Below are 14,568 nucleotides of genomic sequence, written 5' to 3' on the forward strand. Positions count from 1 at the left end.
TACTATGTTTTGAGGTTGTATACCTTTTGTTTTCTTTGAAAAATTGAATAAATTTGTAGGTTATCGTTTCGAAATCTGTATTTCAGAGTGATTGTTATGTTGTTTATAATATGCTGATTGATAAAGATATTTTTAATAACTCTTGAATCTATAAAAAGTATTCTTTTGCATGAGGAGGATTTGGCAGTTGGATAAAAAATCGTTTAAGAAAAGGTGGCAATATAGTTTTGTGAATTGTGTTAATGGGGAGGATTAATAATATTGAGAACCGGTAAAGAAAATGCTGCTGCTCGTCAGTCCTAATGCGTATTGTACCCGATGGATTTTACTTTATATTTATATCCGCTGCTGTTGTAAAATAAGGCTAGAAAAAATGAGAGATATTTAAGAAAATTAGGGAATAGGAAACATAACGATGTATTGTTTTTTGGCAATGTATTTTTAAAGAATGTGATAAATAACAGGATGGAGCCATGTGCAACCTTTACTTTACTTTACTTTACTTTTTAAAGATAAGGTTTTGAATGCTTTTGAAGAGTGTAAAATCGAATGAAAAGGAGATGATAAAAATGGGAATTATTTTTACACTGTCTTATTCTTTCTAAATTAGATTTTATCCTCATAAGATTAGCCAAACAAATATATGCAACATCTTCTCAAATTTTGGTATACTCAGTTTAGAAAACGTCAATTGTTTCAATACGATATCTATTTAAGTACGTTAACTCTATTTACTCTAGGGATTGACGAGATAGCGGTTACAGTTTGTATTCTTTCATATATGTAAACTCATAAAACTGTTTTTAAGTAACAATTCTAAAGCTGGTTTGTGGCTGTCTTTCCCGTTTTTCAGTTATATTGTTATAAATTTTTTGTAAAAACAACAGATTTAAAGTGTGTTTTTTGAATAATTTTTTAATTCCATATTTACACAAAACACAAAAAATACTAATAATCTCAATATATTTAAATCAAAATGTATTAAATTAATCTCTTTGTTAAGTTTCTTGGTACATTATGTATCACTTTTAATGAGTAGGGGGTAAAAATATGGTGGAATTATGGTCAAAATATTTAAAAATCATCTCTCTTTATGTGCTTGTACTGCAGCGTTTCTTTTCTTTGCATATGATGCTCATTCTAATGTAAATGTACAAGCTGATGCTGCTAGTGCTGGGGTAAAAGCATCTGCTGTTAATGGCGCGGGACAAAGTGATAAGGAAACTCCATGTGTTCAGAAAGAGAGCTCATATTATTGTGCTAGTGGTGATCAAGAGTATAAAATTAATGGGAGAACGTATCAGTTTAATAGTGGTAGTGCTGAGCGAGCCGCTATCGAAGTATCTGGACAAGCGAATTTTTTTGGTGAGAATATAACTGTTAAGGGTGTTGTGGATGAAAAGAAATTTTGGAAATATGGCGTAAAGGTATCAGAAAAGGCGAGAGTCACACTGATTGATTACACGTTGAGTGGGGTTTTAGTAGGGCTCGAATCTCAGGGTTCTACCGTCGGAATATCGGGCGGATCGATTGATGCAATTTCTGATGCAATCAAAGTGGGGGAGTTTGCAGAAAGACAATCTCAAGATGCTGCAGAAAAACAACCTGCAAGTTCAGTTTATTTAATGGATACACGCATTAATCTAGGTGATGTTGGGATTAAAGCAGGAAAAAATGGGCGCGCTGTTTTAAAGGGTGTCTCTATTAGCGGCAAGGGGGGGCAAGAGTTGAATGCAGATCGTCAGAGTGATCATGCTGCTTTTCATATATTGTTCAATGGTTCTGTTGAATTTGAAAAAGATACTGTCGATGTTACGGATGCTCATGGGGTTTTGATTCAGAGAATTAAAGGTTTGCCGATTGGTAAACATTCTAAGGCTAATATTACAGTGGGAGGGAATGCACTTATTAAAGATTCTAATATTACAGTGAGAGGGAATGCAGTTTATGGTATGTACTTTGATAGTGAGGAACAACTAGAAGGTTGGTTAGGGGTGGTTACATTGAAAGATACGCGTTTTATTGTTCCAGATAGTATAGCTATTTATGGAAGTGGACCTGCACGTTCTGTTGTAGAATTAAAGAGTACAAAGCTTTTTGGAGATTTGTTGCTGAAGGCTAATAGGAACTCTTCTATACGTATTTTTGCTGATGCTTCTGAACTTGTCGGCCAAACTCAGGTTGATAACGGTTCTTTAGTTGAGCTTATCTTGGAGAATAATTCACGGTGGGTTTTGTTGCGGCCAAGACATAAAAATTCACAAGGTTTTAATTATACAGGTGTTTCGTCGATTTCATTGCTGCATCTTTTTGATAGTTCTATTGTTTTTCAACAACCAGAAGCTAACATAGTTGATGGTTATCAAACGCTTCGTGTTGGGAGGGGAAGAGATTATATTTATGCGGCGAGAGGTAATGCGCATATTTATCTTAACACATATCTGAATAGTGGTGGTGCTCTTGGTAATCAAAGGACTGATCGTGTTTTGATCTATGGTGATGTTGAAGGAAAAACGACGGTACACGTGCAAAGTGTTGCTGGAAGTCTAGGAGGATATACGGGAAGCGGTGGAAATGAGCAAGGTATTTCAATTATTCAGGTTTCTGGAGAGGCGGAGGAGGATTCTTTTAAATTGGATGGCGATTATGTTGCGCTGGATGGTTTACCCTATCAGTATAGGCTTCGCGCATATGGTCCAAGCTCTGATTTAGGGAAGGCGAATGCTTCTCAAAGATTGGTTGAAGGCGAAGGAGATTTCTGGGATTTCCGTCTCGAGAATGGACCTGCTCCTAATCCTAGACTTCTTGAGCCGCGGGTTAAGGCTGTTGTTCCGCAAGTTCCAAGTTATCTCATCTTGCCGAATAGTTTGTTTCACGCTGGTTTGAGAGATATCAGCAATCAAAACAAGCAGTTGGAGATACAGCGTGCTAATTCTAGTGGAGTGTTGGAAACTCGTGAAAAGCCTGCTTCATTTTTGCGTGGCTATGGGGGGAGTTATCATTATGCCTCAGATTTATCTGCGCTTGAATATGGTTATGGTGGCGATCTAGGGTACTATGCACTAGAGGGAGGTCTTTTGCTAAAAGCCGTTGAAAATGTTGAGAGTGTTGTATCTTTTGGGGTTATGGGGTCTTATGGAAAGCTTTCTCTGCAGCCTTTGGATGTTGCACAAAGTCAAAAAAGTACATTTGATAAATGGACAGCGACAGTCTATGGCAGCATGAAGCATGATGCTGGTTTCTATGTCGATGGTCTTTTATCCTATGGTCTGTTTAAGGGCGATGTTCTGACAACTGCGCGTGGCAAGACGGCAACATTGAAGGGTCATCCTTTGAGTGTTTCATTGATGGGCGGACAAAAAATTACCACAGGGTATGAAGGCGTTGTTTTTGATCCACAAGCTCAGGTTGTTTATCAACACCTTCAGTTTGATGATGCTCGTGATATTGATAATTTTGCTATTGAGATGGGTAAATTTGATCAATGGGTGGTGCGTCTTGGTGGTCTTTTGATGAAGACACTTGCTACCCCTGAAAAGGATCGTGATGTTTCTTTCTATGGTAAGCTTCATTTTGCCCATGATTTTAGCAAAGAAAGATCTGTGCGCTTTAAAGATTCTTTCAAGTTGGGCTCTTTTGGTTCTTCTTTAGAAGCTGGACTGGGGCTTAATGCCCGCTTGTCACAAAATCTCGCGCTTCATGGAGATTTTGTTTATCAGCATAAGCTGAGCAAAGGTGGTTTTTCTGGAATAAGTTTTTCCGGAGGATTGCGCTATCGTTTTTAGTTTGGTTGTATGATGATGAATTCTTTAAAAAGCCACAAGCTGTGTTTGTGGCTTTTTTTCTGTACATTATTTTTTTTTGAAAAACTAAAATCCAAGACAGGTAATGATTATAAAATACTGCTCGTTGAAAAATGAGCTGGTGAAGTTTATCATGCGCAAGGCAATGCGTATCTTTATCTCAAGATATGTCTGAATAAGGGGGGCGCTTCAAGAGCAAAAAAGGGATCGGTTTTTAATCCATGAGAATGTTTCTGGAATAATGATGGTTATATGTGCAGAATGTTTCTGGAAGCTTAGGAGAACATACGGGAAAGCGTAGAAATAACAAGGGAGTTTTCTATTATTCAAGTTGCTGGAAGTGCGAATGAAAACTCTTTTCAGCTGAATGGAGGTTACCTTATGCTTTAAGATTCACTCTCAATATGGCCTCTATGCTTAGATCCAGATTCTTCTTTAGGGAAGGCAAATGCTGAACAAAGAGTTTTCAAAGGGGAAAAAGGGTTTTGCGAGTTGTGCTTCGAAAGTGAGTTTGTTTAATCTCTTTTCTGATTATATGGATTTGCTTTTTGTTTCTGATAGAGATACGTTTTGTCACACTCCTTTCAATAAGACACCCTCTTTTTTGTCGAACCAGTTTCCTAATATTGGCAAAAATGAGGATATATTTGAAAAAGATCTTGAAGAAATTTTCTTTCTGATTTTCTCGGTATGGCTAATTCTTTTTTATTATATTTGTTAGAAATTCTATCACTGAAGTTAAGATTTAAAATCACCTCCTGTTTTTTTCTACCTTCTGCACCATTGAATCTTAGGTTGAATAATCTATTACATCTGTTGTCATGGGGTTTGAGTTTTCAAAGGAACATTTTTCTATGATTAATGCTGTATCTATTCTTGTTTCACCAAGAGAGGCTTCTATCCGCTCTGATTTGGCTTGTTATCTCTAAACTTTCTTCCCATATTAAAAAAATATGAAAGCCGTTGTTCTACAAGTTCTAATTTATCTGCTTTTGGCAAATGGTTTATTCTATACTAGATGGATGAATATAAGCAGTTGGAAAGCCTTGTGAAATGTTTCTCATTGATGGTTGAATATTGGTGAAAAGCCCGCTCTGTTTTTTCATATTTATGGTGGAAGTTATCATTATGCTTGAAATTTATCTGTACTTGAATGGTATGGAGAAAATTTTGCTTATCATGCTGTAGAGGCTCGATTTTTGCTGAAAAATATCGAAAGTGTGTAGAGGCCTACATATTTGGGAGTTATGGGAAGATATGAAAAATTATTTTTATAACCCTTGGATGTTAAAAAAGCCAAGAAAACATATTTAATAAATGCTCTGTTACAGCATTAGCAGTATGACACGGCTTTTATATGCATTGGTCTTTTATCTTATGGTCTTCTATTTGGGTGCGAATGTTCTTACTTTTGCACGGGGGCAAGATAGCCAATATTAAGGGGACTTTTAGGTGTTTTCTGAACTATTGGTAAAGCGTTTATGATGGGGTGTAACAGTTTTATTTTGAATCCGCAGATGCAATTTGTTTATTAACATCTTCAGTTTCGTAAGACACATGGTGTTTATGGTTTTGAGATTGAGATAAGAAGACCAGATACTTGGATGATGGGTGTTGTCGACGTTTAAGCAAGACATTTGCGGTGATTAAATAAATACATTTTGTTTATTTTATTCGTAACTTCATTTTATTTGTTATTTTAGCAATAAACATTTTATGTGTTTTTAATGATGCTTTTCCTTTTGGCGACTTTTGGTTTTTCTCTGGAAGCGGGATTGGGCATCTATGCGCAACTGTTTGCAAAGATCCAATTTCATAATAATCTGATTTATCAGCATAAATTTACGAAAGTGGATTTTTCTAGTACATATTTTTCTAGTGGCTTCAGCTATAATTTTAAATTACATTTTTCTTTTGTGCATTTTGGGTGACAATTATAAGGCATAAATCGTGACTTTATTATGTTAATTTTTTGATTTTATCTTTACATATAATACAAAACAAATTATACAAAATGCCTTAAATGTAGCCATCAGTAGATTTGGCTCTTCAGTTTTCCCTGCAAATGTGAGAAGAAAGTTTATAGTAAGTTATGATTAAAGTCTTAAAGCACCATGTATGTTTATGTGCTCTTACAACGTCTGTTTTTTGCTTTACAACCAATATAAATGCTGAAACACAGGATTCTGAGCCTTCTTGTAGTTCCCTTTTTAAGTTCTATTCATGTGATGTCTTTAAAGGTCCTCACCGGACAACCATCTTGGATGATGTTAGGGGTGATGCTTATATAGCTCCCGCTGATAATTTGGTTATACAGGAAGTTCAAAATATCAACATTGATGGTGGAAAAGAGGTGAAGCCGCAGATTGGAGGTACTTTAGAATTGAAAAACTCTGAAACGGTTACATCAGATGTGCTGGCAAAAAAAAATGGGATGGTTATTCTGAATAATGTTTCTATCACCTTGGAAGATAAAAATATAAAAGGCGACAATGGTAAAGAGGTGAGTAGTAACGGTAAAGATGTATCTCGTGCGGTTTTTGCTGTAGAGCAAGGTGGTTCCCTTTTTGTTAATAAAGGGGAGATTAATGTCACCAATATGTATGGTTTCGTTGGTCAAAATTCGCCAGTAATTTTTGAAAAAGGTTCGTCCAATATAACTGGTGGTTATGTATCTGAGGTTTTTATGAAAGACACAGATGTTACTGTTAAGGGTGATGGAGCATTTGGTTTATATTTTCGAGGAAGCTCTTCACAAGAGGAATATCTAGAGGGAGAGCTTCTTTTTACGTTCGGCGATCTTCAATTTGATAAGACGTCCTTTAAAGTTCCGGATGGTACGGTTATTTATAGTGATGATGCTAGAAGGCATCCTAGTATTACTTTGTTAGAAGGGTCAAGATTTTCGGGTGATCTTTTGTTAGATGTTAAGAATAATTCATTTGTAACGATTGAGGCTATTGCTTCTTCTCTTGTAGGGGGAACGCGGGTTGATAGTGGTTCCTCTGCTGGCGTTGAGTTGTTTGATAATTCACAGTGGACGGTGAAACCAACAAAGCAATCGAATGTTAGCGAAGAAGAGAAGAAACTTCAGCAAGATTCACAACGTTATACTTCATCACTTTCATTGGTAAGGCTCGCTGATAGTCGCATTATTTTTCAGCAACCGACAGACGGTCGTTTTCAAACTCTTCAAATTGGGCCATTGGATGGTGGTGGTCTTATAGATTATGCTTATGCTGCAGCAGGGAAGGCATCTCTTCATGTCAATGCATATCTGAATCATGGTCGTTTGGGTGATACTGGGAAAGAAGGAGGTGAGGCTGATCAGGTTATTATCTATGGTGATGTTTATGGAACAACGACAGTATATGTAAATGAGATTGCACGAAGATCTAAAGCAAGAGGAAAAGCAGAGCAATCAGAAACGAAAGTTGAAGGTGATAACAGCAATCCAGGTGTTTCGATTATTCAAGTTCATGGAAAAGCTGATAAAGATTCTTTTAAACTACCAGGTGGCTATGGAGTACTAAATGGTAAACCTTATCGATATCGGCTTCATGCTTATGCTCCAAAGGGATCAAGTTCAGAAGGGACTTTGACTGTGGATGCGACCAGTACAGATTTTTGGGATTTTCGTCTTGAGCGTGACTATATCAAGTTGAATTCGGCTAAGCTTATTTCTAGGCTGAAAAAACAAGTTCATAGTCGCCGTGTATCTCGTTCCATTGAGTCAAAAACTGAGCGTAATTACGCTGTAGTTGGTTCTGAGAATTTTGCATTTCATCCTGAGGAAGAGGTTAGTGCTGTTGTGCCACAAGTTCCAACATATCTCTTGTTGCCAAATGCTTTGTTTCAGGCTGGTTTAATGGATATTAGCAATCAAAACAAACAGCTAGAGACATTGCGTGATGCTGTTGGAAGTCTTTTGGAAAATAGTAAAAATCCTGCTTTTTTTGTGCGGGGTTATGGCAGCAATAATCGTTATGTTTCAGATTTGTCTGAGCTTCAATATGGCTATGGAGGCAATCTTGGTTATTATGCTGGAGAGGTTGGATTTTTGCTGAAAGAAATAGAGAGTGCGCATCATAGCACAAGTTTTGGCATTATGGGAACTTATGGGAAAATTTCTCTACAGCCTCAGGATGTTATGGAGAGTAAAAAGAGCCTATTTGATAAATGGTCAATTACAGCTTATGGCAGCATACAGGGTGATAGTGGCTTTTATCTAGATGGTCTGTTTTCTTATGGTTTTTTGAAGGGTGATGTTCTTACTCTTGAAAGAGGGAAAACAGCAACATTGCAAGGAAATCCTCTCAATGCTTCCTTTGTTGCTGGTAAGAGATTTATGACAGGATATGACGGTCTTGTTTTTGATCCGCAGGTTCAGGTTGTTTATCAAAATCTGTTCTTTGATAAGACCTCTGATATTGATGGTTTTGATATTGACATGGGAAAACCAGATCAGTGGGTAATGCGTGTTGGTGGGCATTTAAGTAAGACACTTCCTGCGACTCAAACGGGTAACATTATCTCTTTCAACGGAAAGCTTCATCTTGCTCATAGTTTTGGAGAAAAACAGTTTGTGCATTTTGGAGATAAATTCCAGTTGGGTGCTTTTGGCTCTTCTCTGGAAGCAGGAATTGGTTTTAATGCACAATTGTCTTCGAAGTTTGCTTTGCATGGAGATGCAACTTATCAGCATAAGATTAGCAAAGCAGGTTTTTCGGGAGCACGTTTTACTGGTGGTCTTCGCTACCGCTTTTAAGTGTCTATAAAATATAAGGTAAATTTTACATAAGTTATAGATTTTTGTGAGAAGTATAAAATAATATTTAGGTTTTATAATTCTCTCTTTTTGTATGTTTTACTTAGCGTTATTATGAGTATTTTTTATTTTTAACTAAGGGGAGGAGAAGGGGAAGATTGGTAGTAGAGTTATGGTTAATGTCTTTAGAGGTTATAAATTTTTATTTATTACAACGGCTATTGTTTCTTTTTTGCCTATCACAAATATTAATGCCAATCCTAATAATTTGGAAGCTCTCTGTAATGAAGCGCGGAATTTTTATCGATGTAGTGATGGTAAAAAACACACGATTAAAGATAAAACCTATGACTTTACCAGTTATAAAAATACGTCATCTCCATACTCTATTCTTTTCTTGTCTCCCATAGATGTAGAGAAAAAAGGTACAGTTATTGATGCATCTAAAATAACTGTTTTGGGTGGTGATCGAAAGAATGGTGTATATGCATATGCTGCATATGTAAAAAATGGTGCGCAGCTTATTCTAACCGATTCAAATTTTATAAATACACTCGGTTTTATAGTTACTGATGCAGTTATTAGTATGGAAAAAGGAGGCTTCCAAGGAGATAGAAGGGTTGTTTATGCGTCGGGGAAAAAAGCAGATGTTGCTTTAGTTAATGTAAATGTTGAGATTGAGCCGAGCAGTTTAAATGTAAAAGAAATAGCTATTTTTAGTGTCTCTGGTGCATTTGTTAGGATGTCAGGTAGTACAGTTACTTCGAAAGGGGCAGGCCTATTCTCAACAATGCTTGGAGGAAAGTATCTTCTCGATAGCCTCGTAGTTAAGGGAGAAGGAAAAAAGGAGGGTTCTGTAGGCGATAATATATTCCCAGAAGCTTTTGAGGTATCTCAAGGTGGTAATGTTCATTTGAGGGATAGTTCTTTTCAGCTTACCGATATGCATGGTTTTTTGATTAAACATTTTTCAGGGTATGGTTATAATAATGGTAAGTTAATTCAAGAATATGCTTCATCAGATGAATTTAAGAAGACAGATATTAGTATTGAAAGATCAGAAATCTCTGTGCAGGGGGAGAAAGGATATGGTTTTTATTTTGATGGATTAGACCCAGTTAAGTGGGCTAATATATTGGAGTTAACTGATGATAAACGTGCAGAAACGGAAACAATTTTGAGTGGAGAGGTATCTGTTTATTTGTCAGATACAACTGTTAGCGTTCCTGATGGTATTGCTATTTATAGTACGGGAGATGAAGGTTATGGAGCTGAAGCTACCATTGAGTTAATAAAAACAAAGATCTCTGGCGATTTATTGCTGAGTGCTGAAAATAATTCTTTTCTATCGGTGAAAGCAAACGATTCTAATCTTACAGGAGGTATTGATGTTGAGGGTATATCGCGTGTTGATTTAGAGTTAACGCGTGGCTCTTCATGGTCTCTCACAAAAAGAAAACATGTAGATTTGCAGCAAGCATTTCCTGTAGACTCATCACTTTCATCTATAAAACTTTCTGATAGCACAATTTGTTTTGAGAAATTTATATCTAAAGATTATCAAACGCTGTATATTGGAAGAGTGTATATTAAAAAAGGAGGCAATATAAATAACATAATGTCATTAGATAGCGTAGAATCTGATCAAGAAGCCTATAAGGCAGAGGGAAATGTTCAGATTAAGATGAGTGCGTTTGTGAATAATGATGGTTCATTTGATCCTCAGAAAACTGATCGCATTTTGATTTATGGTAATGTTTCTGGCACTACGTTGCTTGTGATGGAAAATTTTTCTAAAACTTCAGAAAAGAAAGTGGACAGTGAAGGATCTCAAAGTGTTTCACTTATTCAAGTTTCTGGAAAAGCAAAGGAGGACTCATTTAAACTCTCTGGAAATTATACTGCAATAAATGGTTTACCTTATCAATATAAACTTTTGGCTTATGGTCCGGACTCTTCTCGTGGGAAAGCAGATCCCCAAAATAGATTAGTTGCGGGGGGAAGAGATTTTTGGGATTTTCGTCTTGAAACTGTTTATATTGATCCTAATTCGAATTCTCCTGAAACTATTTCTTCTTCGTCTCTCCCTGAAGATACTACTTCTGTGCTCTCTGATCCGATGAAACCTTCATCTACAGCTTTTGAGCCTACCTCCTTTACGCCAGCTCTACCTTCACCACCTGCACCGCCAGAGATGGGGGAACCTTCTGCTCCAGATCCTGTGCTACCTTCACCACCTGTGCCGTCAGAGATGGAGGATCCTTCTTTTCCAGATCTTATGCCACCTTCACCATCTGCACCGTCAGAGATGGAGGCTCCTTCTTCTCCAGATCTTGTGTCACCTTCACCATCTACACCGTCAGAGATGGGAAAACCTTCTTCTCCAGATCCTGCCACATCTTCACAATCTGTGCCGTCAGAACCGGTAGATCCCACCCCTCCGACTTTTGAGCCTACCCCCTTTACGCCGGCTTCACTTTCACCATCTGCGCCGTCAGGGATGGGGAAACCTTCTTCTCCAGATCCTGTGCCACCTTCACAACCTGTGCCGTCAGAGATGGGGGATCCTTCTTCTCTAGATCCTGTGCCACCTTCACCATCTGAGTCATCAGGGATGGTGGAACCTTCTTCTCCAAATCCTGCGTCACCTTCACCATCTGAGCCGTCAGGGATGGTGGAACCTTCTTCTCCAGATCCTGTGCCACCTTCACCACCTTCACCGTCAGGGATGGTGGAACTTTCTTCTCCAAATCCTGCGTCACCTTCACCATCTGAGCCGTCAGGGATGGGGAAACCTTCTTCTCCAGATTCTGTGCCATCTAAACCCGTAAAGCCTACACTTCCAGATTCTGTTTCTGTTAAGCCTGATATTCAGCATGAGACGCGAATTAGAGCTGTTGTTCCGCAATTGCCAACGTATCTTTTGTTGCCCAATGCTTTGTTTCAAACCGGCTTGATGGACTTGAGTGTTCAAAATAAAAAGTTAGAAAGCATGCGAGGCACTGCTGCGGGTCTTTTGAAAAGCGATGAAATTTCCGCTTTTTTTGTTCGCAGTTATGGTGGAAGTCACCATTATGTTTCAAATTTGTCTGTTCTTGAATATGGCTATGGAGCTGACCTCGAATATACGGCACTGGAAGCAGGTGTTTTGCTAAAAAAAATTGAAAGTTTATACAGTCGTACATTATTTGGGGTGCTAGGCACTTATGGAAACCTCTCTCTTTATCCTCAAGATGTTGAATATAGTAAAAAGAGTTCCTTTGATAAATGGTCTGTTGCTGTTTATGGAAATCTGCAGCATGATACCGGTTTTTATATGAATGGGGTGTTTTCTTATGGTTTGTTTAAAGGAGATGTTTTTACTTCTGTGCGGGATAAGGTAGCAACATTAAGGGGAAAACAGCTTAATACTTCTTTGACCATTGGTGAAACATTTACCATCGGGTATAAGGGTATTATTTTTGATCCTCAAGTTCAGCTTCTCTATCAGCGCCTTCAATTTGATCGTGTGCATGATGTTGATAATATTGATGTTGATTTGGGAAAATTTGATCAATGGACAGCGCGTTTTGGTGGGTGTTTAAGTAAGCTTCTTTCTTCTTCTGAGGAGGGGCGTGTTATTTCTTTCTATAGTAAGCTTTATCTTTCCTATAATTTTAGAGAGAAAAATGTTGTTTCATTTAAAAAAGATTTCCAGTTAGGTGCTTTTGGCTCTCCTTTAGAGGTAGGGCTTGGTTTTCATGCCCGCTTATCTCCCAAATTTGCACTTCATGGAGATGTAACTTATCAGCATCGGCTTAGTAAAGCAGGTTTTTCAGGTGCAAGTTTTTCTGCTGGTTTGCGCCATCTTTTTTGACAAGATAGGGTGTATATCTTTGTAAAGAAGGTAGCAGAATATGCTGCCTTTAATTTATGCAAATTTCTCTTATTGCTTTTCAAGGGTTCTTTGTTTCTTGATGAAAAAAGTTACAATATATGATTGCTTTACTGATGATTGAAAATGCTTCATAACAGTCTTGTTTTCTTTATTTCACAATGCATGCTGTCAAGATTTCTTGTCATTATAGTCTCACTATGGGTGTGCTGATTTCACTGTGATTTTGAAAATATCCAATGCTTCATGTTCATAGCATCGTATTTTAAAGGGCTATTTGTTTTGTTATTGATGGTTTTTTTATCAATATGAGCGGGATAGAGTTGAGTATTGAGACACTTTTTTCTTATATCAAAACATAAAATCTATAAACTCTTTGTCGAGCTTAATATATGTATTTTCGTTTTGTTCTCCTCTTTTCAATAAAGACGAAAGGGGGAGTATCATAAAGAATATTGTAAAAGATATTTTACTGTGTTTTTATGGTTGTGATTTTTTTGTAAATTATAGGAACCCATACAAATTTTTAAAAAGGATAGATTTTAGTATATTATTCCCTTTTTTAAAAGAAAACAGAAGATATTAAGGTGATGATGTTAAAATTTTGCTGTTTCAAATGATAGTGTTGAGAAAAAGCGTTTATAACCAGAAGATTTGAAAAAATAATTGTTCCTGTTGTGGTTAGAATAGCGTTTAGTGCCTTTGAAAGATTTTTGCAAAAAGCTTGTCGGCGTGTTTTTTGCTAGTTTATTTATAAGTGTGATAAATTTTTAAAACCTTGCAGTGTTTAAAAAATAGTTTCAAGTTGCATATCTTTTGATATTAGCAATGGGCATGTTGGTATCTGTAATAGCTAGTCTGTTATTTGCTAGAAGTTTTAAAGGTGCTATATCTCTCATGGAAGTTTATCGTGTGATGCAGGATTTTATCGAGGCGGGGGTTTTGATTTATAATCTGTTTAAGGGTGATATTTTGCTCTTTCTGGAGAAGAGAAGGTAAAACAGAAATGTTGGAAGGTAAAAATTCAGGTATTTTTAAGATGTTTTCTCGTTTGAGGCGTGTCGTTTTTCTTTAGAGAGAGGGGAGGATTCATTATTACTGAAAGGGTAAGATTTTTTTATCTGTCTTGTTATTGTTGATGTTTTTCTTAAGCAGAGATGTTTATAATTCCACATTCACCACCTTCACTACCAAAGGCTAAGTTATGGCCCGTCTGATCCCAGTTTAGGGCTGAGATTGCACTTTTCCCACAGTCTTTGAGAAGGGCTTCTTTGCCATCGCGGAAATGTGCACATAAAATCATTCCATCATTGAAACCTACTGCGACAATTTCTTCGCTTGGATGGCATGAAACCTTGGTGACAAGTGCATTTGCTCGTGTGCTAAGTTCCAAGGGTGTTTTTCTCATGGGACCATCTTTTGTCTGAAAAGGCCAAACGATTGCTGCGGATGCACCTGATGTTGCGAGCCATTTTCCTTTTGCACTCCATGACCAGCTTTTGACTTTGTTTGGATAGCCACTCATGCGTAAATGTTGGTTATCAGAGAGGCGCCAGCCATGGAGGGCGTTTTCTTGCATAGTGGAAATCACATAGCGGTTGTCTGGTGAAAAGGTGACGCCACAATGAGCGCCTTTCCATACTAATGTGGTTGGGGGGATTTGCGTTGAGAGCCAATGAAGGGTAACCCCATTGTAATGGGCAACAGCAAGTCGTAAACCTTTGGGGGCAAAAGCAAGACCTTCCACACTGCGTTCATGAAGAAGCTCTTGCTGCTCTTTCCCAACATGTGCCCATGTGGTGCGTGAGGAGGAAAAGGCAAAAGCTTTTTGGGGGCCAAAAGCAACGTTGTTGATCCATTTGCGGTCTTGTTTTCCCAGTAGTTCTGTACGACCATCTGCTGTTGTTTGACAAATTTTGCCGTCTTCTCCACCCGTGATGATCGCGGTGTTATCAGGAGAAAAATGGCTTGAAATTATTCCTTGATGCACGTCAAGGATTTGGGGGGAGAGGGTTAAAAAAACAATGAAACCTTCCACGGAAACAAAGGCTGGCTTATGGCCTATAAAACCGCAGGAAAGGCAGTAGCTTTGCAAATTATAGTGGCTAATAGTTGGCATTGTT

The 14,568-nt window shown here is 37.6% G+C and carries 4 protein-coding genes; 3 read left to right on the top strand and 1 reads right to left on the bottom strand.

Translation table 11 applies throughout. The features are described from left to right. The first annotated feature begins 1,061 nt into the window (after nt 1-1,061). The 3 genes from BN202_RS07980 (at nt 1,062) to BN202_RS08000 (ending at nt 12,427) form a co-directional block, all read left to right on the top strand. Nucleotides 1,062-3,785, top strand: a complete 2,724-nt coding sequence (locus tag BN202_RS07980) for an autotransporter family protein (RefSeq protein ID WP_019220125.1) — start codon at nt 1,062-1,064, stop codon at nt 3,783-3,785. A gap of 2,110 nt (nt 3,786-5,895) precedes the next feature. Beyond that, nucleotides 5,896-8,571 carry an autotransporter outer membrane beta-barrel domain-containing protein gene (locus tag BN202_RS07995; protein WP_019220128.1) on the top strand — a complete coding sequence of 892 codons (2,676 nt, stop codon included), beginning with the start codon at nt 5,896-5,898 and terminating at the stop codon, nt 8,569-8,571. A 172-nt stretch (nt 8,572-8,743) separates the two neighbouring features. After that, nucleotides 8,744-12,427, top strand: coding sequence for an autotransporter outer membrane beta-barrel domain-containing protein (locus tag BN202_RS08000; RefSeq protein ID WP_019220129.1), 3,684 nt, complete (start codon nt 8,744-8,746; stop codon nt 12,425-12,427). Between the two features lie 1,165 nt (nt 12,428-13,592). Here the strand turns inward: BN202_RS08000 and BN202_RS08005 are convergent. After that, nucleotides 13,593-14,564: a WD40 repeat domain-containing protein gene (locus tag BN202_RS08005; protein ID WP_019220131.1), complete on the bottom strand. Its 972-nt coding sequence runs from the start codon at nt 14,562-14,564 to the stop codon at nt 13,593-13,595. Nucleotides 14,565-14,568 lie beyond the last annotated feature (4 nt).

Origin of the sequence: Bartonella florencae, assembly GCF_000312525.1 — a bacterium.
GTDB classification, from domain to species: domain Bacteria; phylum Pseudomonadota; class Alphaproteobacteria; order Rhizobiales; family Rhizobiaceae; genus Bartonella; species Bartonella florencae.

Bases quoted from the DNA above. Each gene is read 5' to 3' on its own strand.
- BN202_RS07995 (WP_019220128.1), top strand. From the start codon at position 5,896: ATGATTAAAGTCTTAAAGCACCATGTATGTTTATGTGCTCTTACAACG.
- BN202_RS08005 (WP_019220131.1), bottom strand. From the start codon at position 14,564: ATGCCAACTATTAGCCACTATAATTTGCAAAGCTACTGCCTTTCCTGC.
- BN202_RS07980 (WP_019220125.1), top strand. From the start codon at position 1,062: ATGGTCAAAATATTTAAAAATCATCTCTCTTTATGTGCTTGTACTGCA.
- BN202_RS08000 (WP_019220129.1), top strand. From the start codon at position 8,744: ATGGTTAATGTCTTTAGAGGTTATAAATTTTTATTTATTACAACGGCT.